The organism is Ruegeria sp. CI5 (assembly GCF_056536885.1).
In genome coordinates, this window is record NZ_JBQFQN010000008.1 from 70,508 (window position 1) to 94,480 (window position 23,973).

Consider the following 23,973-nt stretch of genomic DNA (forward strand, 5'->3'; position numbering starts at 1 on the left):
TGAAGCAGCGGATATCAGGTTTCAGTTTTCGGATTTTGCGTATAATAAGCTAATGGACACACAAGCGCTTCGTCTTTTTGTGCTTGCAGCGGACAAGCTGAACATATCGGCCGCCGGGCGCGAACTGGGTTTGGTGCCCGCAGTCTCCAGCGCCCGACTTGCCAAGCTGGAGCATCAGCTGGGTGTCGAGTTGCTTCACCGCTCGACCCGGAAAGTATCGTTGTCTCTGGAGGGCGCTGAGTTTCTACCTTATGCGCGCGAGATTCTGGCGCAGGAGAATGCGGCCTTGGCCGCTTTGGGGCAGGGGTCGGCCCAAGCCACCGGCACACTGCGGTTTACTGCGCCCAGCACGTTTGCACAGCTCTACATTGCTCCGATCCTTGCAAAGTTCCAGGAACAGCATCCGGGTGTGACCCTGGACCTGCGTCTGTCGGATGCTCAGTTTGATCTGATCGAAGGCAGCTATGATCTTGCTTTGCGGAACGCACCGCTGATCGATACCAGCCTCAAGGGGCGCAAGCTGGCGGATGACAAACGCATCCTCTGCTCGGCACCAGATTACCTGTCGGCCCACGGAGAGCCCAAGACGCCGGATGATCTGGCGCATCATCGGCTGATTGCATTTCGCCACACCCGGGCCCGGGCGCTGAAAACTGCCCGGGGAGCTGTCGCAAGTTTCGATCCCGGAGCCACGAAATGTCCATTGATCATGGATGACGGTCTCAGCCAGAAGCTGGCCACCGTGGCAGGGGCGGGGATCTCGATGAACTCACTGTGGAGCGTTCAGGAGGAGCTTGCCTCGGGCAAGTTGCGTCATGTCCTTCCCGAATATGAGGCGGCGGAAGACAACGTGCTTTGGCTGATCTATCCCAAGTCGAACGTATTGTCGCCAAAGGTGCGGGTCTTCATGGATTTTCTGATCACCGAGATCGGCGTGAAGCCTCCGTGGGAAAGATCATTGGACTGACTGATTGCGTCCAGTTGCTTCGGGCCAGCGCAGCAAAGGCCCGATTAGCCGTTCTGAAAGTAGAACGACAGCTTCCGGCTGACCCCGCCCGGAGGTTTCGGGAAGGGCGATGCGCGGCGGACCTGTTCCTTGGCGGCCCTGTCGACCTCGGTCGAGCCAGAACTGTCGATAATATCGACCCAGGCCAGTGTTCCGTCCGGGTTGATTTCAAAGAAAACTTTGGCAAAGCCGCGAACCGAGACATAGACCGGCGGAGTTCTGTTGAGGTGGACAAGAACCTGCCCGGCGTAATTGGTGACATTCGAGTTTCCCGGGCCTCGACCGCCGGACTGATTGGAGTTGCCTCCTCGGCTGAAGGAATCGACCCCCTGTCGGCGATAGGTCGTCAGCGGCGAGTCGATCTGCTTGTTGGGAAATCGCAGGTTGTCAAAACTGTCGAGCCGGCTGGCCCTTTGGTCGGGTACAGGGGCCGCAGCAGGGGTCCGGTCCGGAAGGCGCGGGCGGATCGATGTTTCAACCGCCAGATCCGAGACGCCGTCTTCGGTGTCGCTTTCGACCGGTTGCTGCTCCTCTGCCGGCACTGAAGGCTCCGGAACCGGTGAAGGGGCAGGCAGGGCAGCCAGTTGCTCTGGTTCCGAAACCGGGTCCTCTATGGGTTCGACCGGTGCTTCGGGGGCCGCTGCGGACTGCGTTTCGGCTTGGACGGGGGGTGTTTCATCCACCTCATCGGCGGCCTGCCGATCACCTTCGGCCGAGTCCGCCGGCTCAACTATTTCCGGAACGGGCTGATCAGGCTGCACCGGGTTGGTTTGTCCGATATCAGGCGAGTTGACCTTTTGCGGGTCCGACGAGGCGACCAGTGTTTCGCTGACGGGTATTTCGGCCCGGTCCGGCTCTGTCGGCTGTTCGACATCGGGCTCCGGCTCTTCTGCGGGGGTTGGCGGCTCGGGCGGGGTCGCGGTTTCCGCCAGATCCTCGAACGCGTTGCCCAAGGCAACCGTGTCCGGTTGCGAACCGGCCGTCGCAGGTTCCGCAGAATCCCGCGCGGCTGGCAGCAGCAGGAAAAGGTGGAGCAGCACCGAAAGCACAACGGCCAGCGCCGCGACAAACAGAGATTCCCGGATCATTCGAGCGCCCGTTCGGTCACCGCAAAGACTGCGGTGGCGCCGAGACGGCGCAAGGCGCCGGTGACTTCGATCAGGCGTGCCCCGGAAACGTTCCGGTCAGGCACGATCCGCACGGGTTCTTCCCCCCGGCCGGTCATGTAGGTCTGCGGATCCGTCGGAGTCCCGCGAAAGCTGAGCGTCCCGTCAGCGTGAAGAACCAGTGCATCGGGTGGTTCGCGGCCATCCAGATCGGATGTATTGACCAGTTCCAAGTCCGGGTCCAACGGTTGAGCAACAGTTCCGGCGATCAAAAAGAAGATCAGCATCAGAAAGACCACGTTGATCAACGGGATGGTCGAGTCGCGCTTGCGGCTTGGGCGGTCGTGGCGGATCATGGGGTCACTCCAGAACCGTTACCGACAGACCGTCGAGGCCGCGCAATTTCACCAGAAAGTCAACAAGCCGTTGGGCGTTGACGTCGCCGTCAAGACTGACCAGCACCTGCCCGGGCTGCAGTGCCTGTGCCAATTCATCCAGCGAGAGCGGTGCTCCGTTCAGCACCACGCGGTTCGCCCCCAATTGCACAAATGCGCGATCCGACGGGGCGCTGGGCTCTGATGGGCCCGCGGCTGCGCTGCTGAGTTGAATTTCTCCGAATGTCGAAAAGGTCGACGTTAGCATGAAGAACAGCAAAAGCAGAAAAATCACGTCGATGAGCGGTGTCATCGACATGGCGCGCCGAACGAATGGGGCCGCGTTACGCATGTCCCGGCGCGGCGACAAACGCGGTGCTTGTCGTTGCTGCAGGCAGCGCCTGGGTCGGTACGAGAATCGTGCGCAAGGCCTTGTCTGCGAACACCCGCTCGCGCGCGGTGCGGCTTTCGAACCAGGACAGGACCATGGATGTGGGCATCGCAACCGCCAGACCCACCGCCGTCGTAACCAGCGCAACCCAGATCCCACCAGCCAGCAAAGACGGATCCACGCCGGCCCCGGCCGTCTGCAGGCTTTGGAACGCTTCGATCATGCCCAGAACCGTGCCGAACAACCCCAGCAAGGGGGCCAACTGCGCGACCGTATCCAAAAGCCGGAAACCGCGCTCGAGCCCGGCCAACGCCAGTCCGGCTTCGGCGTCCAGCCGTTCGTCCAGCCCCGCCGTATCCGGGGCGTTCATTGCCGCACCCACGATCGGGGCAAGGTAGCTGCTGCTGGCGGCCAGACGCTCGCGCGCAGTGTCGTGGTCTCCGGCATCCCAGGCCGCCAATGCCTGGGACAGCACCCTATGGCGGCCGACGCCACAGGCCGCAAACTGCCAGAGCTTGTAGATCGATACCGCCACGGTCAGGATCGACATCACAAGAAGGATCGCCACTACTGGCCCGCCTAGTGCAAGGATCTGGCCAAGCGCGTTGAAGATGTTCATCCCAAAAGCTCCATTTCCAAGCGGCTGGTCACCGAAAGGGCCGAATTGCAAAGATCACTCTCGGAACCGCCTGTTACGCAGGAACTGGCTCCGTTTATCAGAACGCGCCCGACCGTTGCGCATGGTCTGTCAGGCAGGTCGAACTGGCGCACACGCGGCCGGTCCTGCGGCAAATCCCGAAAATCGAACAATGACAGTTTGATCACCGAACCCTGCGTGTCGAAGATCACGGTTTCGAAAACGGCTTTGTCGATCGCCTGTCCGGTTTCGTTGGTGATCAGAAATGACAGCCGACAGGCCTGCCCCACATCCTGCGCCGCGTTGAGTTCCAGTGACAACCCTGCGCCACCGGCGTCAGATGATTGCGCATCAGCCGCAAGGGGGAGGGCTGACCATGCGATAAGGGCGGGTAAAAGGTGACGCAGTTTCAATGATAGAACCTCATTCTGAACACGTGGTACCTGCAGCCCGCCAAACAGTGCTGGCGCCGTGTCTGTGATACCTTAGACCGGCTGTACGGGGAAGGGTTGGCGGGGGCTTTGTGATCGTTCGTAAGGCGAAACCTCGCCAATGCTCTCGGAGGTTCGCGGCTGTCGCTCAGGTTTCGACAAGATATCTGTCCGACAGAGGCAGGCTGGCTGCCCCCAGGGCGCGGGCATCCGGACCCACCGACCCGGCCAGAACCGAGGGTTGCTCGAGCCCGGTGAAGTTGAGCTGGGAGAGATGCGTCTCGACACGTTCGATCAAGCGCGCGGTAACGCTCTCGGGCATCCAGCCGTCGATTTTCACCGTTTCAAAGTCGATCAGGCTGCAGGAAGACAGGATCGCATAGGCCAGACCTTTCGCGGCCTCGTCCATCCATGCTTCGAGAAGCGTGTCCGGCATGTCCCAATGGTCCGGGGTCTCCCACATGTGGAAGGGATCCAGCCCTGCGGCGACAAGCTTCTGCTCAAGCACGCACAGGCTGGCGACATCGATCAGGGGTTTGACTTCGCCCGAGCCGACGGGAACCGGCAACGGACCCAAGGCGCCTGCATTCCCGCGCCCGGAAAAAATGACGCCGTTCAGGACGACTCCCCCGCCAATGAAGTACCCCATGTAGAAATACAGAAAGTTCCGCGGCCTTTCGGATGGCCCGAACACCAACTCTGCCCCGCAAGCCGCGGTGGCATCATTCTGCAAATAGACGGGGATGTCTCGCGCTTGGGAAAGACTGGCTTGCAGATCGGCTGAGCGCCATGGATCCATCCTTTCTTGTGGGACATTCAGGGTCTGCGCCCAATCCCAGAGATAGAAGGGCATCGCAATGCCCAACCCGGCAACCCGGTCACGCGATGCTTCCGGCATCTGGTGCATCATCCGGTCCAATGTGCCCGTGGCGAAATCCAATGTCGCACCGGGGGTGGGATAGTCATAGGTCTCTCGCGCGCGATCCCGTACTTTGCCCAGGAAATCGGTCAATACCAGCTCGGTGCTGCGGCGGCCGACCTTCAGCCCCAGAAAATAGGCCCCATCCGGATTCAGGCGCATTGGCACGGAGGGTTGCCCAACCCTGCCACGTTGTGGCTCGCCCCTCAGCAGCAACCCATCGCTTTCCAGTTGGCGCATGATCACCGAGACAGTCTGCGCCGACAATCCGGTCATGCGGGCCAGCTCCGATTTGGCGAGCGCCTGGTGCCGGCGGACCAGTGACAGCACCAGTCGTTCGTTGTGGGCGCGCATGCCACTCTGGTTCGTCCCGCGCACGGTCGAAACGCGCTCGGGCGGATTGCTTTGCGCTGATTGTTCGTCGGGCACGGGCCGCTCCTCCTTCAGTCAAGAATGTGGATGCGCCTACCCAGTGTCAATAATAAATAAGAGTGATTTATTTATTGACAGAACCCGAGAATCACCGGATGGTTTGACGCATGGGAGCCGGAAGAAATCCGTTCGGATTCCTTAGATGCCCGTCGGGTATCGGAGATATTGGGAGGAAAAGCCTTGAAGATTTCAGCATTTGCTGGCGCGACCGCGCTGGCCTTTACAGCCATGGCAGGCGCTGCCGCCGCGCAGGACACGGTCTGCCTGATCACCAAAACCGACACCAACCCCTTCTTCGTGAAGATGAAAGAGGGGGCCACCGCCAAGGCCGAAGAGCTGGGCATGACGCTCAAGGCGTTTGCCGGCAAGATCGACGGCGACCATGAGACTCAGGTGCAGGCGATCGAGACCTGCATTCTGGACGGCGCCAAGGGTATCCTGTTGACCGCATCCGATACCTCGTCGATCGTTCCGGCCGTCCAGCAGGCGCGCGACGCCGGTGTTCTGGTCATCGCGCTGGATACACCGCTCGAACCGATCGACTCGGCGGACGCGACTTTCGCAACCGACAACTTTCTGGCGGGCGAGCTGATCGGCAAATGGGCCGCGGCCACGCTGGGAGACGAAGCCCAAAATGCGAAGATCGCGATGTTGGATCTGGCAGTCAGCCAGCCCTCGGTCGGGGTGCTGCGCGATCAGGGCTTCCTGCAGGGGTTCGGCATCGACCTGGGCGACCCGAACAAATGGGGCGACGAAACCGACCCGCGCATCGTAGGCCATGACGTCACCGCCGGGAACGAAGAGGGTGGCCGCAAAGCCATGGAGAACCTTCTGGCCAAGGACCCGATGGTCAACGTGGTCTATACGATCAACGAACCCGCCGCCGCGGGTGCGTATGAGGCGCTCAAGGCCATCGGCCGCGAAAACGATGTGCTGATCGTTTCGGTCGACGGCGGCTGCCCCGGTGTGCAGAACGTGGCCGACGGTGTGATCGGCGCAACCTCGCAGCAATACCCGCTGCTGATGGCGTCGCTTGGCGTCGAGGCGGTCAAGAAATGGGCCGACGAGGGCGTGAAGCCCGAGAACACGCCCGGCAAGGACTTCTATGACACCGGTGTTGCGCTGGTGACGGACAAGCCGGCCGAAGGCGTTGAGTCGATCTCGGTCAAAGAGGGCATGGACCTCTGCTGGGGCTGATCTGATCCCTTCAGGGGCCGCAGCGCGCGGCCCCTGAATTGAACCACGACCTCACCCGAAATTTTGCTAGAGTCGCCCCAAGACGGGAGCTTGACGCATGGGGGAACCTCACTGATGTCCGACACATCGAGACAGTCCGACGACTTCGAAGCCGCAGCCAAAGGCAGCCCGGAACAAGTTGCCGAATTCGAAGATCACCACCGCGGTTTCATGGGGACGGTCCAACACTTTCTGCATGTGAACCCGTCGCTGGTGCCGCTGATCGTTCTGGTCGCGGCGATCCTGATTTTCGGCGCCTTGCTGGGCGCCAAGTTCTTTTCGCCTTTCGCACTGACCCTGATCCTGCAGCAAGTGCAGATCGTCGGCATCGTGGCCGCCGCCCAGAGCTTGGTGATCCTGACCGCCGGGATCGATCTGAGCGTGGGCGCGATCATGGTCATGTCCTCGGTGGTGATGGGCCAGTTCACCTTCCGCTATGGGCTTCCGCCCGCGGTGGCGATCCTGTGCGGTCTGGCCATCGGGACCGCCATCGGCGCGGTGAATGGGTTCCTGGTCAGCCGGGTCAAGCTGCCGCCCTTCATCGTGACGCTGGGCATGTGGCAGATCGTTCTGGCCGCCAACTTCCTGTATTCACAGAACGAAACCATCCGGTCGCAGGAAATCGAGGCCAACGCCCCGATCCTTCAGCTGTTCGGCGCCAAGTTCAATGTCGGCGGGGCTGTGTTCACGGTCGGGGTGATCTTCATGCTGGTCCTGATCCTGGTGCTGGCCTATGCGCTGCGGCATACCGCGTGGGGGCGCCATGTCTATGCCGTGGGCGACGACCCCGAGGCCGCCGAGCTGTCGGGAGTGAACGTGCATCGCACGCTGATGTCGGTCTACATGCTGTCGGGGTTGATCTGTGCCTTTGCCGGCTGGGCGCTGATCGGGCGCATTGGCTCGGTCTCGCCCACCTCGGGGCAGTTGGCCAACATCGAAAGCATCACCGCCGTCGTGATCGGAGGCATTTCTTTGTTCGGGGGGCGCGGGTCGATCCTGGGCTCGTTGTTCGGGGCGCTGATCGTCGGCGTGTTCACCCTCGGCCTGCGGTTGTTGGGCGCGGATGCGCAGTGGACATTCCTTCTTATCGGTATGCTGATCATCGCCGCCGTGGCCGTGGACCAGTGGATCAGAAAGGTAGCAGCGTGATGGAACCCATTCTCAAAGGGCGCAATCTGGTCAAACGCTATGGCAAGGTCACGGCGCTGGATCACTGCGATTTCGACCTTATGCCGGGCGAAATCCTGGCCGTGATCGGCGACAACGGCGCAGGTAAATCGACCTTGATCAAGGCGGTTTCCGGTGCCGTCGCCCCGGATGAGGGCGAGATCTGGCTGGAAGGGCGCAAGGTCGATTTCCACTCGCCCATCGACGCGCGCGAAGCCGGGATCGAAACGGTCTATCAGACGTTGGCCATGTCGCCCGCCCTGTCGATCACCGACAACATGTTCATGGGGCGCGAGATCCGGCGCAAGGGGCCGTTGGGCTCGGTATTCCGGATGCTCGACCGTCCGGCGATGGAGAAGTTCGCCCGCGACAAGCTGAACGAACTGGGGCTGATGACGATCCAGAACATCAACCAGGCGGTCGAGACCTTGTCGGGTGGACAACGTCAGGGTGTGGCCGTAGCCCGGGCGGCGGCGTTTGGGTCCAAGGTCATCATCCTGGACGAACCAACAGCGGCGCTAGGTGTCAAGGAAAGCCGCCGGGTTCTGGAACTGATCCAGGACGTGAAATCGCGTGGCATTCCGATCATTCTGATCAGCCACAACATGCCCCATGTGTTCGAAGTGGCCGACCGCATCCATGTGCATCGGCTTGGCAAGCGGCTCTGCGTGATCGACCCCAAAGACTACACCATGTCCGATGCCGTGGCCTTCATGACAGGCGCCAAAGAGCCGCCGGACCAGGATCGCGCGGCATGACGACCGAGGGGTCATCGCCGCAGGCGCTGGCCGAGCGGATCGCCGACGCCGCAGCCGGGCTGGCGGACGTCGAGGCGCGCCAGCTTGTTGCCGTGGCCGGGCCGCCGGGTGCGGGGAAATCCACCGTGGCCGCTCTTGCCCAACAGGCGCTGCAGGGGCGCGGCATTCCGACCGGGCTGCTGTCGATGGATGGTTTCCACTATGACAACCAGATCCTGGCGGCACGCGATCTGCTACCGCGCAAGGGTGCGCCCGAGACATTCGACCTGCCGGGCTTTCACGCCTTGTTGCGCCGCCTTCAGGCCGAAGACGAGGTCGCCGTGCCCAAGTTCGACCGCGTGCTCGACAAGTCCATCGCAGCCTGTTCGTTCGTGACCCGCGACCAGCGGGTGGTGATCGTCGAGGGAAATTATCTGCTGCTGGGCGAACCGGGGTGGCGCGATCTGCGCGACCACTGGGCGCTGACCGTGTTTCTGGACGTGCCCCTGCCGACGCTCGAGGCGCGCTTGCTGGACCGTTGGATCGGGCTGGGCCTGCCTCGCGACGAAGCTGAGCGCCGAGCCTTCGCCAATGACATACCCAACGCCCGACGCGTGGTGCAGAACTCGGGCGCGGCCGACCTGGTGCTGAGTTAAGACAGCGCTTTGTACATGTAGGTGGTGGGTTCGAACGCGGGCTCGAACGGGTTGCGGCAATAGCCGGGAATCTCTCCGGCAGTTTCAAAGCCCAGGCTTTGGTACAGGATGAGCGACGGGTCGGTGCTGCGCGTGTCCAGCACCAACAGGGTTCGGCCAAGTTCGGCGGCGCGCTCTTGCAGGGCGCCCATTAAGGCACGGCCCAGCCCGCGCCGCCGTGCGTCGGGATGCACCAGCAGCTTGGCCACATCGGCGCGGTGCGGCTGGTTGGGCATCGCAGCCGGAATCAGCTGAACCGTCCCTTGGATGCGTCCGTCGCCATAGGCCACGAAAAGATCCAGCTCTCCGGCTGACAGCGCCGGGCGCACGCGTTCCTGCCAATAGGCGCGCGCGGCGTCATGGGAAAACGGCAGAATGAACCCTATGCTGGCGCCGGTATGCACGCAGCCATGCAGGATATCCGCCAGGTCCTCCACCGCTTGGTCAAAAGTCGTTTCGGTCAGGCGTGTAATCATATCAGCACCAGAATGTAGCGGGCGCCGCGGGACGCCTCGGTTTCAAAGCGGGTTGCGCCTGACAGATGATAGCGGAGGCAATCACCCCCGTTCAGCGCATGGGACGTTCCATCAACGGTCAGGGTCAGTGCGCCGTCCAGCACGATCAAGTGATGTTCCTGCCCGGGACGAGGTGGTGCGTCATAGTTGATCGTGGTGCCAGGCGGGAGGTGACACTCCAGAACCTCGCCCGTCAGCCCCGCCGAGGGGGGCGAAACCGACCGGCGCGTGAACCCGGTTTCGGGGTCGCGCCATTCGATCTGCCGTTCGTAAGGAACCTTGGGGTCGAAGCTGTCCTCGACCATCATCAACAGGCGCGACATAGGCAGCCCGTAGGCTGCGCATAATCGGCCAAGATTCTCGGCCGTCGGGCTGACCTCGGCCTTCTCCATGCGCGACAGGGTGGCCCGGCTGACCCCGCTGGCCTGAGCGAGTTGTTCAAGCGACCAGCCCCGGCTGCGGCGCAGGTCGCTCAGGTGGCGGGCGAGGCGGCTGGACAGGTTGTCTAGCATGTCTCATATCCGAGAAACAGTTTCGATAATGAGAGATATAGCAGAAATAAATAAAATAAAAAGGGGCGCCTGTGCTGCGCCCCTTCAACTGCTCGATATGATGTCGGCTTACTTCCAGCCAACCTCGTTGAAGATCTTCTGGGCCTCGGGGATGTTCTTGGCGACTTCAGACAGGTTCACTTCATCGGCCTTGAATTCACCCAGAGCGGCCACGTTCTCGGCCAGATCGACACCGTGGACGGCCGGGAATTCATCGTTGCCGTTCGAGAAGTAGACCTGTGCCTGATCGCTGGCGAGGTATTCCAGGAACTTGACCGCATTGTCCTTGTTCGGGGCATGGGCCGCGACGCCCGCACCCGACAGGTTCATGTGTGCGCCTTCGGCATCCTGCGCGGGGAATTGAATTCCGATCATGTCGACGCTGTCCGACAGGCCCTTGACGTCTTTGCGCAGGGCACGTGCAAAGTAGTACGAGTTCGACACGGCGATTTCGCATTCACCGGACACGATTCCACGCAGCTGATCGGTGTCGCCGCCCTGAGGTTCACGCGCCATGTTGGCCACGACGCCCTCGGCCCATTCTTTGGCCTTTTCGGCACCATGATGGGTGATGATCGAGGCCAGCAGGGTCTGGTTGTAGGTGTTGCTGGACGACCGGATGCAAACCAGCCCTTTGTATTCAGGGTCGGCCAGATCCAGGTAGGTGGCCGGCGGGTTGGTCACGTCATTCTTGTCGTAGAAGATGATGCGCGCGCGCTGCGAGAAGCCGAACCACTGGTTGTCTTCGTCCTGCAGGTTGGCGGGGATGCGCTCTTCCAGAACGTCGCTGTCGACCGCCTGCAGCAGGCCGGCGTTCTTGGCCCGCGCCAGGCGCGAGGTGTCCACGGTCAGCAGGATGTCGGCGGGCGAGTTCGCGCCTTCGGCTTCCATCCGCGCGATCAGCTCGTCGGCCTTGCCTTCGATGCGGTTGATCTTGATGCCAGTGGCTTCTTCGAAATCGGTGTAGAGACGCTCGTCGGTGTCGTAATGGCGCGAGGAGTACAGGTTCAGCTCGCCTTCGGCGGCGGCCGATCCGGCGATCAGGGCCGACAGTGCGGCGGCGATAAAGCTCGTGGTTTTCATCTGTGGATGTCCCGGTTGTCGAATCTCATGAGCGGGGTATTTCCCGACTGATTTGCTCAATTAAACGATTCCGGGTGGGATGCAAGAAAATCCGACAAAATTACTTGGTCTAATTTGCCGCAGCGTGTTTAAGTGCGCCGGACAGGCATGGCTAGCGCGCGCGTTGAATTGTCTCGACCGACAAAATGGTCGGCAAATGCCTGGCGATCTCGGTCCAGGTTTCGCCTTCGTCGGCGCTTGCAAACACCGAGCCGCTGTTGGTTCCGAAATAGACACCCGCAGGGTCGCAACAATCTCCTGCCATCGCCTGGCGCAGAACCGTGAAAAAGCAGCTGGTCTGCGGCAGCCCTTCGCGACAAGCGGTCCAGCTTTGGCCACCATCGGTCGATTTCCAGACTGCCGCTGCCGCATCCGGCGGATACCGTCCGATGCTGTCTCCATTCAGGGGAATGGTCCAGATCGTATTGGGATCGTGGGGATGGACGTGGATTGGGAATCCAAAGGTCGACGGCAACCCGCCCGAGATATCGTCCCAGCTGCGCCCGTCATCGGACGAACGCCAGACACCATGATGGTTCTGTTGATACAGCAGCCCTTTGGTGCCGGGCGCCCGGACCATGTTGTGTACGCAATGACCGATTTGACCGTCCCGCGGCGCGGCCGGATGGTCGTGATGGCCGCAACTTTCGGCGTTCGACAGCCGGTTGCGCCGCTCCCACGTAGTGCCGCCGTCTTCCGAGGCGAATACTCCGGCCGCCGATATGCCCACCCACAGCTTTTGCGCATCGTCTGGATCGGAAACGATCGTGTGCAGCACCAAGCCTGCGGCCCCCGGTGACCAGTCTTCGGCTGAGGGGTGATCGGTCAGGCCATTGACCGTTTCCCAGGTCTGCCCAGCATCCGAACTGACCAACAACCGCGCCGGTTTTGTTCCCGCGTACAATGCCCCGCCCGTATGATGCAGCGACCAGATCTGCGAGAACTCGTCGCCGAACGGTGCTGCTTCTCCGGTCCACCCGATCAACTCGGCAAAGTCGGGATCGTTCGCGGCCCACTCGTCCTGCTGCCCCCGGGTGAGCTTGGTGACTTCCCAGCTCTGGCCCCCGTCCTCGGAGCGCCAGACACCGGCTCCGTGCCAGTCGCCGCCACCGCCGGCCCAGAGTGTCCCGGTTTCGTCATCGCCAACGACGTGGTTGATGGGCCAGCCGTCGCAATGCGGACCCGTAATGCGCCAAGAAGCGCGATCCGGGTCTCCGATGATCACGAAGGCACCCTTGGTGGTGCCCACCAGTATGTCGATGCAAGAGTGTTTCATCCGTTTCGCGCTCCCGGCTGTTTTGGACAGCCTAACACGAACGGTCAGTCTCGGCGCGCGGCACAAAAAAACCGCGCCCGGAGGCGCGGTTCTTTGAAACAGCGATTTGCCGTTCTCAGCCCTGACGAGCTTTGAACTTGCGCTGCGTCTTGTTGATCACATAGACGCGGCCTTTGCGACGCACAACCCGGCAGTCGCGGTGCCGGTTCTTGAGCGAGCGGAGCGAGTTCTTGACCTTCATGGTCTCTCTCCAATTCTGCGGCGCCTTCATCAAGGACGTGGCCAGCGCCTGGGTTAGCGGGTGCCCCGGGTCAGACCCGAAACAGTGAAACGATGGTGGGCGGTACAAGGATCGAACTTGTGACCCCTTCGATGTCAACGAAGTGCTCTACCGCTGAGCTAACCGCCCACTTTCCCTTTGCGTATCCTGCCCCATAACGAAACGGGGCGCGGATCTCCGCGCCGGTGGAGGGGTCTATAAAAGGAGTCGCGAAGGGGTTCAAGGGGTTTGGTCCAACAATTTTCCGGTCTATGTTATCGGCAAAGAAGGAGAGGCCATGCACAGCGCCGCATACGCTTTGGAAATGCCCGCAGAACGCACGTCGTGCGTTGTTTTTTCTTCGCCACATAGCGGTCGGAACTATTTGCCGGGCTTTCTGGATCGTTCGGTTCTGAACCGCAATGTGATTCGCTCTTCCGAAGATGCCTTTGTCGATCAACTGTTCGCTTCCGCCTCGATCCAGGGCGCACCGTTGATTGCAGCGCAGATGCCGCGCGCGTTCCTTGACCTCAACCGCAGCGCCGAGGAACTGGATCCTGCGTTGATTCTGGGCGCGCGCCGCCAGGGACACAACCCGCGCGTGGTATCGGGGTTGGGCGTGATCCCCCGTGTCGTATCCAACGGTCGCGCAATCTACAGCGGCAAGCTTACGATGGACGAAGCGCGCCTGCGCATCGACACCTATTGGCGCCCCTATCACGCCCGCCTGAAGTCTCTTTTGGCCGAATCGATCGACATGTTCGGACAGGCCATCTTGATCGACTGCCACTCGATGCCACACGAGGCCGTTGCCATGGCCGGGAACCCCAAGGGGCGCCGTCCCGAGATCGTACTGGGGGATCGGTTTGGTGCCTCGGCATCGGGCGTCATTGTTGATCAGATCGAAGCAGCCTTTTCGTCCGCAGGTCTGACCGTGGCCCGCAACACACCCTTTGCAGGGGCGTACGTGACCCAGACCTACGGGCGTCCTGCCCGCCATCAGCATGCGATTCAGATCGAGATCGACCGGGCGCTCTACATGAATGAGAACACGATCGAGCCCAACGCCAATTTCTTGGCGTTCAGGGATATTCTGGAAGAAGTCATCGCGGATATCGCCCGAATTGGATCTCAGCCGGCACGGTTGGCCGCCGAATAGGAAGAGTCACCGCAGCGCTCGGCCCTTCACGATTGCATCAGTTCCATATTTTCGGCGGATCTCGTCGGTCGCACGTTCCGCTTTCGAGCGTTGCGTGGCCCCGGGGTCCAGCAGGTCGCCGGAAATGTCGGCCTGATCTTCGGCGCACAGGTCTGACAATCCGCAGCCCAGCAGACGATAGGGGCCCTGATCGCCGACCTGATCGAACAGCCCGCGGGCGGTACGGTAGATGCGGTCGGCCATCTGTGTCGCATCCCGCAACGAGACCCGGCGGGTCAGCAGTTTGTGGTTGGCCTTTTTGAGCTTCAGCGTCACGACCCGCCCGGCCAGCCCCTTGGCCTTCGCACGGTCGGCCACCTTTTCGGCCATGCGCCAAAGGTGACCGTCCAGAATGTCGGGGTTGGCGGTGTCTTCGAAAAACGTTGTTTCATTGCTGATCGACTTCATCGGCTCGTGGGCCGAAACCCGCCGCTTGTCCTGCCCTCTGGCCAGGTGCCACAGCCGATAGCCCATCGAGCCGAAGCGCGCCGTGAGGGCCTCTTGATCCCATCGCAGCAAGTCCGAGAATGTGCGTATGCCGGCCCGCTCCAGTGACTCCTGCGCAGCCGGTCCGATGCCCCAGATCAACCGAACCGGCTTGTCGTTCAGAAACTCGGCGGTTTCCGCCTTGCCGATCACGGAAAACCCGCGCGGCTTGTCCAGGTCCGAGGCCACCTTGGCCAGGAACTTGTTGTGCGACAGCCCTATCGAGCCGGTCAGGCCCAGTTCGTCTTTCATGCGCTTGACCAGCCGTGCCAGCATCACTGCGGGCGGCGCGCCATGCAGCCGCCGGGTGCCTGACAGGTCCATGAACGCCTCGTCCAGTGACAGGGGTTCGATATCCGGTGTCAGTTCGTCCATCATCGCGCGGATCTGTCGTGAGACTTCGACATAGACGGACATGCGCGGTTTGATCACCACTGCATCGGGGCATAGTTTCAGCGCCTGAAACATTGGCATGGCCGAGCGCACGCCGCGAATACGCGCCACATAGCAGGCCGTTGACACCACGCCACGCCGCCCCCCGCCGATGATCACCGGCTTGCCCGTCAGTTCGGGGTTGTCGCGCTTTTCGACCGAGGCATAGAACGCGTCGCAATCCATATGGGCGATTGTCAGATCGAACAGCTCTGGATGCCGCAACACCCGCGGGCTGCCGCAGGAGGGGCAGCGCCGTTCGTCGTGAAGACTGGCAAGGCAATCGCGACAGAGAGCGGGCATCATTTCCTTTCCACGGGCACCGTGAATGAGCGGTCTGGCCGAGGTGCCAAAAGTACAACACCGCACGCTGCAGCGCAAAGCGATTGAACGAAAAGGTGGGGCCGACAAGAAGACCCCCCGCAGTTTCGCGGGGGGAGGTAACGGGCCTCAGGAAGACGCGGCCCGTTGGGGAGTGTCTCTTGATCAGAATCGCCCAAAAATGTCGATTTCGATAGGCCTACGAAGCAGGTCCCAAAACTCGTGTTTTTCATGTGTGTTTTGGGGCACAGAGGCAATTTGGCGCGGCCGCGGCCAAAAGTGACGCAAGGTCAACCGCTTGCGGGCCAAATCGTGCTTCTGGAATGGTGATTTGACGCGACTTGCCCTCAAAAGGTTACACCGAACGCAACTCGGCCAGTACGGCGTCGGCTGCAGCTTTGGGGTCGGCGGCCTGATAAATCGGCCGCCCGACCACGATGTGATCGGCCCCTTCATTGATTGCGGCGGCGGGTGTCGCGACGCGTTTCTGATCGCCAAGGTCCGATCCGGACGGCCGCACGCCAGGGGTGACGATCAGTCGGCCTTCGGCCTGGGGCAGGGCGCGGATCAGGGCCGCCTCTTGCGGACTGGCAATCACGCCGTCGGCGCCGGCCTCGAATGCGCGGGCCGCGCGTTCCAGAACCATGTCCTGCATGTCGCCGGACTTCATCAAACCTGCATCCAGATCGTCACGGTTCAGCGAGGTCAGGATGGTCACCGCGAGGATCTTCAGATCCTTGCCTGCTGCGCCTTCCTTGGCAGCACGCACCACATGCGGGTCTCCGTGCACGGTGAGGAAATCCAGATCGAACTGCGCCAGCCCCCGCACGGCGTTTTCCACCGTGTTGCCGATGTCGAACAGCTTCATGTCCAGAAAGATGCGCTTGCCGTGCTCCTGCTTCAACTCGTTTGCCAAGGCCAACCCGCCACCGGTCAGCATGCCCAGCCCGATCTTGTAGAACGATACCGCGTCGCCCAGCGTCTCGGCCATTTTCAGCCCCTCCAGCGCGTTGGGCACGTCGAGGGCGACGATCAGGCGGTCATCTGCGGTTTGGGGCAGGGCTTCGGGCATTGTTTCGACCTTTCAGGCTTGACGGGATCGGCGCTTCTGTAGAGCGTGTGGCGCAATCAGACAAGAAAAGACGCAGGGAACTACAGGATGATACGGTTGGGTGTGGTGGCTTCGGCAGCTGTTTTGGCCGGGGCGGGCGCTGTCTGGGCCGGTGAAACGGATTGCGGCGAGGCCCGACTGGTCTGGGCGGACGTCAAGGACAGCGGGTCGGCGGCAGCCATCCAAAGCTTTGCCGAGGTCTACGCGGAGTGCCCGATCTACTCGCATCTTGCACGCGAGCAACTGGCCGAATTCAATGGAGGCGCACCTGAACCGGAGGAGGTCAGCGCCCCCAAAGAAGAGACGCGACGCCTGCTTGTCACCGACCTGCGAACCCGGCCGGAACCGGACCCCGACGATCCGCCATACGAGCCCGACTATTCGGACGGAGAATATGAGTGCCTGATGGCCGCTGCTGCTCCGGGCCAGTCGCCCTATTTCGACGGGGTGGAATGGGCGGATGTGGACGCCGAGAATGCGATGGCGATCTGTGCCGATCTACTGCTGGAAGACCAGAATGTCGACGCCGAGGTCGTCGCCGCGTTCGGCCGGGCGCTGATGAAAGGCGGCAAGCTGGAAATGGCGCTCGAGTTTTCGGAGCTGGCGGCAATGGAAGGCAGCGGGCTGGCGATGAACACGCTCGCTTCGCTCTATAACGAGGGTGAGATCGTTCCCGAAGACGATGAAACGGCGTTCGGGTGGTACATGGCGGCCGCCGATGCCGGCCTGTCCATGGGGATGCATAACGTGGCATACGGCTATGAGCACGGGGATGGTGTCGCGCCCGACATCGACAAGGCGCTCGAGTATTATGAACGGGCCGCGTATTATGGGTATGGTCCCTCAATGGTCCGCCTGGGCATCTTTCATCGCGACGGCACGCATGTCGCACAGGATATGGACCGCGCGGTCGACTATCTGGAGCGGGCCGCCGATCACGGGAACGTCGATGCCGCGGTGCATCTGGGCTTGATCTACGAAACCGGCCAGAACGGATATCCCAAGGATATCGAAAAGGCGGTGGAGTATTATTTCCAGGCCGCCGAAGAGGATGACGTCGTGGCGCTGCATAATCTGGGGTCGCTGACCTATCACGGGCGGGACGGCGTGCCCCAGGACACGCAGGCGGCGTTTGTCCTCTGGGGCAGGGCGGCCGAGCTTGGCCATATGGCCTCGCAGCGCAAGTTTGGCCGGCTGCTGCACGAGGCGGGCGAGATCGAAGGCGCGTTGAAGTATTACCGTCTTGCGGCCGAGCAGGGCGACGACGTTGCAAAAAAGCTGATCCGGGAAATCGAAGGCGATTGACCCCCACGGCTGGGCGGGGAGACCCTCGTTTCCCCGCTGTGGTCTAACTGTGCTATGGTGCCGCCATTCAGAAACAAAAATTGCACCAAAGGGACAGAACATGAAGCACCTATTTCCGCTGGCCGCCGTGGCCGCGCTCGCCGCTTGTGACGACACCCCTCCACAGCCCGAGACGGGCGCTGCGCCGCCGCCCACCAATGACGATTTGTACCTGGTCGGCGGCTATCGTTCCGAAGATGACTGGTGCCAGTTGACCGGCGAAACCGCCTTTACCGTCAATTTCCTTGACCACACGGCCGACCTTGTCTCGTGTCCCACCGGCAGCGCCGCCGCTCAGTCGCTGGTCGAGATGCAGAATGCTCAGCAGGTGGCCGAAACCGGCGGCTATACAGTCTATACGATTCCCCGCGGCTGAGCGTTTTTCACCCGCTACCCTCTTGAAGCAGCGGGGACATTTCCCAAATTGATCCATGAGGCCCGGACCACTGCGTGCTGCCAAGCAGGCGCAAATCTAACGGGCGCTTGGAAAAGGAGAATGCCATGGACTTGAACAAGTTCACCGAGCGTGCACGAGGTTTCGTGCAGGCGGCGCAAAGCATTGCGCTGCGCGAGGGACACCAGAGATTGGCTCCCGAACATATTCTGAAAGCACTGATGGATGATGACCAGGGGCTGGCCAGCAACCTGATCAAACGTGCGGGCGGCGCGCCCGAGCGCGTGGTCGAGGCGCTGGATGTTGCCCTGGCCAAGATCCCGAAGGTCAGCGGCGACGCGGGCCAGGTCTATCTGGACGGTCAGACCGCCAAGGTTCTGGACGAGGCCGAGAAGATCGCCAAAAAGGCTGGCGACAGCTTCGTACCGGTCGAGCGCGTGCTGATGGCGCTGTGCATCGTCAAATCCAAGGCCAAGGAGGCTCTGGAAGCCGGTGCCGTGTCCGCCCAGAAGCTGAACGAGGCGATCAATGACATCCGCAAGGGCCGTACGGCCGACAGCGCCAATGCCGAAGAGGGCTATGACGCGCTGAAGAAATATGCCCGCGACCTGACCGAGGCCGCCCGAGAGGGCAAGATTGACCCGATCATCGGCCGCGACGAGGAAATCCGCCGCGCCATGCAGGTTCTGTCGCGTCGGACCAAGAACAACCCGGTTCTGATCGGTGAGCCTGGTGTGGGTAAGACCGCCATCGCCGAAGGTCTGGCTTTGCGCATCGTGAACGGCGACGTTCCGGAATCGCTGAAGGACAAAAAGCTGCTGGCGCTGGACATGGGTGCCCTGATCGCCGGTGCGAAATACCGTGGCGAGTTCGAGGAACGCCTGAAAGCCGTTCTGAACGAGGTCACCGCCGCCGCTGGCGAGATCATCCTGTTCATCGACGAGATGCACACGCTGGTGGGTGCCGGCAAGTCCGACGGTGCGATGGATGCGGCCAACCTGATCAAGCCCGCGCTGGCGCGGGGCGAGCTGCACTGCATCGGTGCCACCACGCTGGACGAGTACCGCAAATACGTCGAAAAGGACGCGGCCCTTGCCCGCCGGTTCCAGCCCGTCTACGTGCAGGAACCCACGGTCGAGGACACGATCAGCATCCTGCGCGGCATCAAGGAGAAATACGAGCTGCACCACGGCGTGCGCATCTCGGATTCGGCGCTGGTGTCGGCTGCGACCCTGTCGCACCGCTACATCACCGACCGCTTCCTGCCCGACAAGGCGATCGACCTCGTGGACGAGGCCGCCTCGCGTCTGCGCATGGAAGTGGACAGCAAGCCCGAAGAGCTGGACCAGTTGGATCGCCAGATCCTGCAGCTCCAGATCGAGGAAGAGGCGCTGAAGCTTGAAGATGACGCGGCTTCGAAAGATCGGCTAGAAGCGCTGCAGAAGGAACTGGCCGAGCTCAAGGAGAAATCCGCCGAGCTGACCGCCCAGTGGCAGGCCGAGCGGGACAAGCTGGCCAGCGCCCGCGAGCTGAAGGAACAGCTGGACAAGGCGCGCGCCGAGCTGGAGATCGCCAAGCGCGAGGGCAACCTGGCCAAGGCCGGTGAGCTGTCCTATGGCGTGGTCCCCGAACTGGAGCGCAAGCTGGCCGAGGCTGAAAGCCAGGAAAGCAACGCGGTCATGGCCAAGGAGACGGTACGCCCTGAACAGATCGCGGCCGTGGTCGAACGCTGGACCGGTATCCCGACCTCGAAGATGCTGGAAGGCGAGCGCGAAAAGCTGCTGCGCATGGAAGAAGCGCTGCATGCCCGCGTGGTCGGCCAGGACGAGGCCGTGCGCGCCGTGGCCAATGCCGTGCGTCGGGCCCGGGCCGGTCTGAACGACGAGAACCGCCCGCTGGGCTCGTTCCTGTTCCTCGGCCCGACCGGTGTAGGTAAGACCGAGCTGACCAAGGCCGTCGCCGAATACCTGTTCGACGACGAACACGCGATGGTGCGGATCGACATGTCAGAGTTCATGGAGAAACACGCCGTCGCCCGCCTGATCGGTGCCCCGCCGGGCTATGTCGGCTATGAGGAAGGTGGCGTTCTGACCGAAGCCGTCCGTCGCCGGCCGTACCAGGTGGTTCTGTTCGACGAGGTCGAGAAGGCGCATCCGGACGTGTTCAACGTGCTGTTGCAGGTGTTGGATGACGGTGTGCTGACCGACGGTCAGGGCCGCACGGTCGACTTCAAGCAGACGCTGATCGTGCTGACCTCGAACCTTGGGTCGCAGGCGCTCAGCCAGTTGCCCGAAGGGGCCGACACGGCGCAGGCCAAGCGCGACGTGATGGACGCGGTCCGGGCGCATTTCCGGCCCGAGTTCCTGAACCGTCTGGATGAGACCATCATCTTCGACCGGCTTCAGCGGTCGGACATGGATGCAATCGTCGACATCCAGCTGTCCCGCCTGCGGAAGCGGCTTGCCGGGCGCAAGATCGATCTTGTGCTGGACGATGCCGCCAAGGAGTGGCTGGCCAACGAAGGCTACGACCCGGTCTTCGGGGCGCGTCCGCTCAAGCGCGTGATCCAGCGTGCCCTGCAGAACCCGCTGGCCGAGGCTTTGCTGGCCGGCGACATCCGGGATGGCGACACCGTGCCGGTAACTGCCGGACCCGATGGTCTGATCATCGGCGACCGGTTGGGCACCAGCGACCGCCCGCGCCCGGACGAGGCCGTGGTCCACTAACTTGCGGCTTGGCTGAAACAGGAAAGGCCCGCCAGAAATGGCGGGCCTTTTTCATGCGCACCAATCAGTCGTGGTTCTGACGGCTTTTGCGCAATGCTCGCAAGTCGTCGGCACTCAGGCGCGGACCGGACTCGGGCGATGGTGGTGGTGCCGGCGGAGCCATGCGCTGGGCCGGATCCACCATATGGCGGCTGGGGCGCCCGTCCTGCAGTTTCAGATAGGCCAATACCGCGCCCGCGGATTGCAGGCTCAGCCCCCAAAGCCCGACCAGGATAAAGCTGAGAAACAAGGCCACAGCAGGCCAGATCGGGTTTTCGATGGCCCCACCGCGGAACAGGCCTTCGATTTCGGTGACGGACGTTGCCAACGCCGGTAGCCCCGCCAGGAATGCCACGGCCAGAAAGGCGAGGACGTAAAGCACCATCATTGATACATAGCTGATGGCCACCAAAGCAAACAGCGGCCAAAAGGAGGCACCCAGATTGCGGAAGGGCGTATAGGGTCGGTCGTCAGGGTCGCTGCCCAAGGCTGCCGCAGCCAGGGGAACCAGCAGACTGGCCCGCGCAGCCGAGGCTACCGTGAATACCGCAACCGTGACGACGAGGCCCGCCACCGAAACCGACGCGCCGGCAGAGGTCAGCCAGTCCAGGGCCGGTGTTTCGGGGGTCTTGGTCAGATCAACCAGATTCGGCGCGACCTGAACAAAGGCCAACCCGACCACTGGCGCAAGAATCAGGGCGATCGCCAGAGACTCCGCCCCGCCATAGGCAATGGCGGGAACGATCAGCTTGCGATAGCCCACACCGGGTCGGATCAGTTTCGACTGGAACCCGAACCGGGCGCCGACCATGATCGGGATCACGCCGGATGAGGCGCTGATCAGGAAGGTTGCAATGAACAGTGTTCCGGGCAGGATCAACCCGATGACGAACCCGATCACGCCACCCAACGCGCCGTACAGAAAAAGGCCGATGAGCAGGATCGGGAACGTCACCGCAAAGCGCCACAGGATCGAAAGGGACAAAGGAATGGTTTTGGTCAGTAACACGGGGCAGCCTTCACACAGTCTCTGGTTGTTTCGGCGATACCTTATCGGATGTGCAGCTTCCATCCCGTTGATGCCGTTCCAAACAGGTGTTCGTCTGTGCGCGACGGGAATGCAACGCAGGCTTCGTTACAGTCCCGTCTCTCAATCGTGACGCAAGTTGCGTTGGTCCGGTGCTAAAACGAGGCTAATTCAAGGCTGATCTTTGTAGATGAACGGAGAACGTAATGGCGCACCGCTGGATCAACACCCTGACACATGCCGATACGACCCCGCGGGCGGCGTTCCTGAACCGCCGACAGATCATGGCCGGACTCGCCGGATCGGGACTGGCGATGATCGCGGGCCGTGCCGATGCGGAAGATGCGCTGGAGCAGAACACGTGGGAAGAGATCACCTCCTACAACAACTACTATGAGTTCGGGACCCGCAAGGACGACCCTGCGAAATACGCCCATACCCTCAAGACCGAACCATGGAGCGTCACGATCGACGGGTTGGTTGACCGCCCGGGAGAGTATGATTTCCAGGACATCATGTCCGAAATGACGATCGAAGAACGCATCTACCGGTTCCGCTGTGTCGAGGCCTGGTCGATGGTCGTGCCGTGGAACGGGTTCGAGCTGGCCGATCTGCTGAACATGGCGGGTGTGCAGGAGGGGGCGAAATACGTGGCCTTCGAAACCGCGCTGCGCCCCGACGAGATGCCGGGAGTTGCATATCCGGTTCTGGACTGGCCGTATCGGGAAGGTCTAAGGCTGGACGAAGCGATGCATCCGTTGACGATCATGGCGACGGGTATCTATGGCCGCCCGATCCCCAACCAGAACGGCGCCCCGCTGCGCTTGGTGGTTCCGTGGAAATATGGCTTCAAGTCGATCAAATCGATCGTACGCATCACTCTGACCGAGGAAGAGCCGCCAACCAGCTGGAACATGGCCAACCCGCGTGAATACGGGTTCTACAGCAACGTGAACCCGACCGTGGATCATCCGCGGTGGTCGCAGGCCTCGGAGCGCCGCATCGGCGGCGGGTTGTTTGCCAAGCGACAACCGACACTGATGTTCAACGGTTACGAAGAAGAGGTCGTAGGGCTTTATGACGGCATGGATCTCAGGGAATACTACTGAGGCCATGCACAAGCTGAACCAGATACTGCGCCGCGTTCCTGTCTGGGCCGTCTACATTGCCGGATTGGTTCCGGTGCCCTGGTTGTTCTACCAAGGCATGACCGGAGGCCTCGGGGTCGAACCGATCGAGGCTTTGGAACATGAATATGGAGAACTGGCGCTTCAGTTGTTGATCCTGGGTTTGGCGGTCACGCCGCTGAGGCGGCTTACCGGCTTGAACCTAATGAAGTTCAGGCGGGCCTTCGGCATTTTAACCCTGTCGTATGTGGCGTGCCACCTTTTGGTTTGGCTGGTTCTGGACGTGCAAGACCCAAGTCAAATCTGGGCAGATATCATAAAGCGACCCTACATCACAGTTGGCATGGCGGCATTCGTTCTGATGCTGCCGCTTGGGATCACGTCGAACAATGCCTCGGTCCGGTGGCTGGGGGCGGCTTGGCGGCGCCTGCACAAGCTGGTCTACCCGGCAGCCATCCTTGCAGGGCTGCACTACGTCATGCTGGCGAAGGGCTTTCAGATCGAACCCCTGATCTACCTGTTTGTGATTCTTGCCCTGTTGCTGCTGCGCCTGCCCAAGCCGGCTCTCAATACGGCGTCCCGGCGCGCCGATTCCGCGTGACTCGGGTGCTGGGCTGTGGGTAACCATGTGGGCAAGTCATACAGTGAGTGTTTTTGCACTGCGAGGCCCAGGCGAAAACTGAGTTCTGGGGAGGCATGACGTCATCAATAACCTGAAAATAAACAATTATTTTTGTTTTCGCGATTTTTTCCCAATTCTTGTCATTTTCTGCTTGCGGTGATTTGCAGTTATCCTTAGAACGCCCTTCACCGGCGCTGCTGAGGCGGTGTTGGGTGGTCTTGGAGAAGGCCTGACGGACTGGAAAGACGGTTGAGACGCCTGGGAGAGACCGGGGGCATCTTGAGTTGGGGTT

The 23,973-nt window shown here is 61.7% G+C and carries 25 protein-coding genes and 1 tRNA gene; 11 read left to right on the top strand and 15 right to left on the bottom strand.

Annotated elements, in window-relative coordinates:
• Nucleotides 1–52 precede the first annotated feature (52 nt).
• Nucleotides 53–967: a LysR family transcriptional regulator gene (locus ACR0BA_RS17950; protein WP_170343509.1), complete on the top strand. Its 915-nt coding sequence runs from the start codon at nucleotides 53–55 to the stop codon at nucleotides 965–967.
• A gap of 44 nt (nucleotides 968–1,011) precedes the next feature.
• Here ACR0BA_RS17950 and ACR0BA_RS17955 read toward each other — a convergent pair whose 3' ends face one another.
• The 6 genes from ACR0BA_RS17955 to ACR0BA_RS17980 form a co-directional block, all read right to left on the bottom strand.
• Complete coding sequence (locus ACR0BA_RS17955; protein ID WP_480729267.1) at nucleotides 1,012–2,094, bottom strand: energy transducer TonB family protein; 1,083 nt, start codon at nucleotides 2,092–2,094, stop codon at nucleotides 1,012–1,014.
• On the bottom strand, nucleotides 2,091–2,468 hold the full coding sequence (locus ACR0BA_RS17960; RefSeq protein WP_170343511.1) for an ExbD/TolR family protein: 378 nt from the start codon (nucleotides 2,466–2,468) through the stop codon (nucleotides 2,091–2,093). Before ACR0BA_RS17960 ends, ACR0BA_RS17955 begins: the two co-directional genes overlap by 4 nt.
• Before the next feature lie 4 nt (nucleotides 2,469–2,472).
• Entirely contained in the window at nucleotides 2,473–2,799 is a 327-nt protein-coding gene (locus tag ACR0BA_RS17965) for an ExbD/TolR family protein (RefSeq protein WP_170343537.1), read from the bottom strand.
• Nucleotides 2,800–2,830: 31 nt separating this feature from the next.
• Nucleotides 2,831–3,496, bottom strand: coding sequence for a MotA/TolQ/ExbB proton channel family protein (locus ACR0BA_RS17970; protein ID WP_170372791.1), 666 nt, complete (start codon nucleotides 3,494–3,496; stop codon nucleotides 2,831–2,833).
• A complete protein-coding gene (locus ACR0BA_RS17975; RefSeq protein WP_244952491.1) occupies nucleotides 3,493–3,834 on the bottom strand; it encodes a hypothetical protein in 342 nt (113 codons plus the stop codon). Before ACR0BA_RS17975 ends, ACR0BA_RS17970 begins: the two co-directional genes overlap by 4 nt.
• Nucleotides 3,835–4,093: 259 nt before the next feature.
• The gene (locus tag ACR0BA_RS17980) at nucleotides 4,094–5,218 is read right to left on the bottom strand and encodes an ROK family transcriptional regulator (RefSeq protein ID WP_480729290.1); all 1,125 of its coding nucleotides are present in this window, start codon (nucleotides 5,216–5,218) and stop codon (nucleotides 4,094–4,096) included.
• A 306-nt stretch (nucleotides 5,219–5,524) separates the two neighbouring features.
• On the opposite strand from ACR0BA_RS17980, the gene ACR0BA_RS17985 reads away from it, so the two are divergent.
• From ACR0BA_RS17985 to ACR0BA_RS18000, 4 genes are all read left to right on the top strand, one after another.
• Nucleotides 5,525–6,493 carry a sugar ABC transporter substrate-binding protein gene (locus tag ACR0BA_RS17985; protein WP_170366448.1) on the top strand — a complete coding sequence of 323 codons (969 nt, stop codon included), beginning with the start codon at nucleotides 5,525–5,527 and terminating at the stop codon, nucleotides 6,491–6,493.
• 114 nt (nucleotides 6,494–6,607) lie between these two features.
• Entirely contained in the window at nucleotides 6,608–7,681 is a 1,074-nt protein-coding gene (locus ACR0BA_RS17990) for an ABC transporter permease (RefSeq protein WP_005979495.1), read from the top strand.
• On the top strand, nucleotides 7,681–8,457 hold the full coding sequence (locus ACR0BA_RS17995) for an ATP-binding cassette domain-containing protein (protein ID WP_170366340.1): 777 nt from the start codon (nucleotides 7,681–7,683) through the stop codon (nucleotides 8,455–8,457). The genes ACR0BA_RS17990 and ACR0BA_RS17995 overlap by 1 nt, the downstream gene beginning before the upstream one ends.
• Nucleotides 8,454–9,092, top strand: a complete 639-nt coding sequence (locus ACR0BA_RS18000; protein ID WP_480729270.1) for an AAA family ATPase — start codon at nucleotides 8,454–8,456, stop codon at nucleotides 9,090–9,092. Before ACR0BA_RS17995 ends, ACR0BA_RS18000 begins: the two co-directional genes overlap by 4 nt.
• Here ACR0BA_RS18000 and ACR0BA_RS18005 read toward each other — a convergent pair.
• From ACR0BA_RS18005 to ACR0BA_RS18030, 6 genes are all read right to left on the bottom strand, one after another.
• On the bottom strand, nucleotides 9,089–9,607 hold the full coding sequence (locus ACR0BA_RS18005; RefSeq protein WP_480729272.1) for an N-acetyltransferase family protein: 519 nt from the start codon (nucleotides 9,605–9,607) through the stop codon (nucleotides 9,089–9,091). The two genes, ACR0BA_RS18000 and ACR0BA_RS18005, sit on opposite strands and share 4 nt — an antisense overlap.
• On the bottom strand, nucleotides 9,604–10,158 hold the full coding sequence (locus ACR0BA_RS18010) for a helix-turn-helix domain-containing protein (RefSeq protein WP_480729274.1): 555 nt from the start codon (nucleotides 10,156–10,158) through the stop codon (nucleotides 9,604–9,606). The genes ACR0BA_RS18005 and ACR0BA_RS18010 overlap by 4 nt, the downstream gene beginning before the upstream one ends.
• A gap of 108 nt (nucleotides 10,159–10,266) precedes the next feature.
• Nucleotides 10,267–11,280 (bottom strand): Fe(3+) ABC transporter substrate-binding protein, encoded by a 1,014-nt coding sequence (locus tag ACR0BA_RS18015; protein ID WP_170451994.1) that lies wholly within the window; start codon nucleotides 11,278–11,280, stop codon nucleotides 10,267–10,269.
• 151 nt (nucleotides 11,281–11,431) lie between these two features.
• Nucleotides 11,432–12,595: a WD40/YVTN/BNR-like repeat-containing protein gene (locus ACR0BA_RS18020; protein ID WP_480729276.1), complete on the bottom strand. Its 1,164-nt coding sequence runs from the start codon at nucleotides 12,593–12,595 to the stop codon at nucleotides 11,432–11,434.
• A 115-nt stretch (nucleotides 12,596–12,710) separates the two neighbouring features.
• A complete protein-coding gene (gene ykgO, locus ACR0BA_RS18025; protein WP_005648635.1) occupies nucleotides 12,711–12,836 on the bottom strand; it encodes a type B 50S ribosomal protein L36 in 126 nt (41 codons plus the stop codon).
• Nucleotides 12,837–12,929: 93 nt separating this feature from the next.
• Nucleotides 12,930–13,004: transfer RNA gene (locus ACR0BA_RS18030), tRNA-Val, on the bottom strand.
• 148 nt (nucleotides 13,005–13,152) lie between these two features.
• Here ACR0BA_RS18030 and ACR0BA_RS18035 point away from each other — a divergent pair.
• A complete protein-coding gene (locus ACR0BA_RS18035) occupies nucleotides 13,153–14,013 on the top strand; it encodes an N-formylglutamate amidohydrolase (protein WP_170373397.1) in 861 nt (286 codons plus the stop codon).
• Between the two features lie 6 nt (nucleotides 14,014–14,019).
• On the opposite strand, the gene ACR0BA_RS18040 is transcribed toward ACR0BA_RS18035, so the two are convergent.
• Complete coding sequence (locus ACR0BA_RS18040; RefSeq protein ID WP_480729278.1) at nucleotides 14,020–15,273, bottom strand: DNA polymerase IV; 1,254 nt, start codon at nucleotides 15,271–15,273, stop codon at nucleotides 14,020–14,022.
• A 373-nt stretch (nucleotides 15,274–15,646) separates the two neighbouring features.
• Complete coding sequence (gene pyrF, locus ACR0BA_RS18045; RefSeq protein ID WP_480729280.1) at nucleotides 15,647–16,363, bottom strand: orotidine-5'-phosphate decarboxylase; 717 nt, start codon at nucleotides 16,361–16,363, stop codon at nucleotides 15,647–15,649.
• A gap of 87 nt (nucleotides 16,364–16,450) precedes the next feature.
• Between pyrF and ACR0BA_RS18050 the strand changes: the two genes are divergently transcribed.
• The 3 genes from ACR0BA_RS18050 (at nucleotide 16,451) to clpB (ending at nucleotide 20,866) form a co-directional block, all read left to right on the top strand.
• Entirely contained in the window at nucleotides 16,451–17,707 is a 1,257-nt protein-coding gene (locus ACR0BA_RS18050; RefSeq protein ID WP_480729282.1) for a tetratricopeptide repeat protein, read from the top strand.
• A 100-nt stretch (nucleotides 17,708–17,807) separates the two neighbouring features.
• Entirely contained in the window at nucleotides 17,808–18,122 is a 315-nt protein-coding gene (locus ACR0BA_RS18055; RefSeq protein ID WP_093965477.1) for a hypothetical protein, read from the top strand.
• A gap of 125 nt (nucleotides 18,123–18,247) precedes the next feature.
• Nucleotides 18,248–20,866: an ATP-dependent chaperone ClpB gene (gene clpB / locus ACR0BA_RS18060; RefSeq protein WP_480729284.1), complete on the top strand. Its 2,619-nt coding sequence runs from the start codon at nucleotides 18,248–18,250 to the stop codon at nucleotides 20,864–20,866.
• Nucleotides 20,867–20,930: 64 nt separating this feature from the next.
• Here the strand turns inward: clpB and ACR0BA_RS18065 are convergent, their stop codons facing one another.
• Nucleotides 20,931–21,914, bottom strand: coding sequence for a hypothetical protein (locus ACR0BA_RS18065; protein WP_170422069.1), 984 nt, complete (start codon nucleotides 21,912–21,914; stop codon nucleotides 20,931–20,933).
• A gap of 224 nt (nucleotides 21,915–22,138) precedes the next feature.
• Here ACR0BA_RS18065 and msrP point away from each other — a divergent pair, with 224 nt between their 5' ends.
• Nucleotides 22,139–23,041, top strand: coding sequence for a protein-methionine-sulfoxide reductase catalytic subunit MsrP (msrP, locus tag ACR0BA_RS18070; RefSeq protein WP_480729287.1), 903 nt, complete (start codon nucleotides 22,139–22,141; stop codon nucleotides 23,039–23,041).
• Nucleotides 23,042–23,045: 4 nt separating this feature from the next.
• Nucleotides 23,046–23,660 (top strand): protein-methionine-sulfoxide reductase heme-binding subunit MsrQ, encoded by a 615-nt coding sequence (msrQ, locus tag ACR0BA_RS18075; protein WP_480729288.1) that lies wholly within the window; start codon nucleotides 23,046–23,048, stop codon nucleotides 23,658–23,660.
• Nucleotides 23,661–23,973 lie beyond the last annotated feature (313 nt).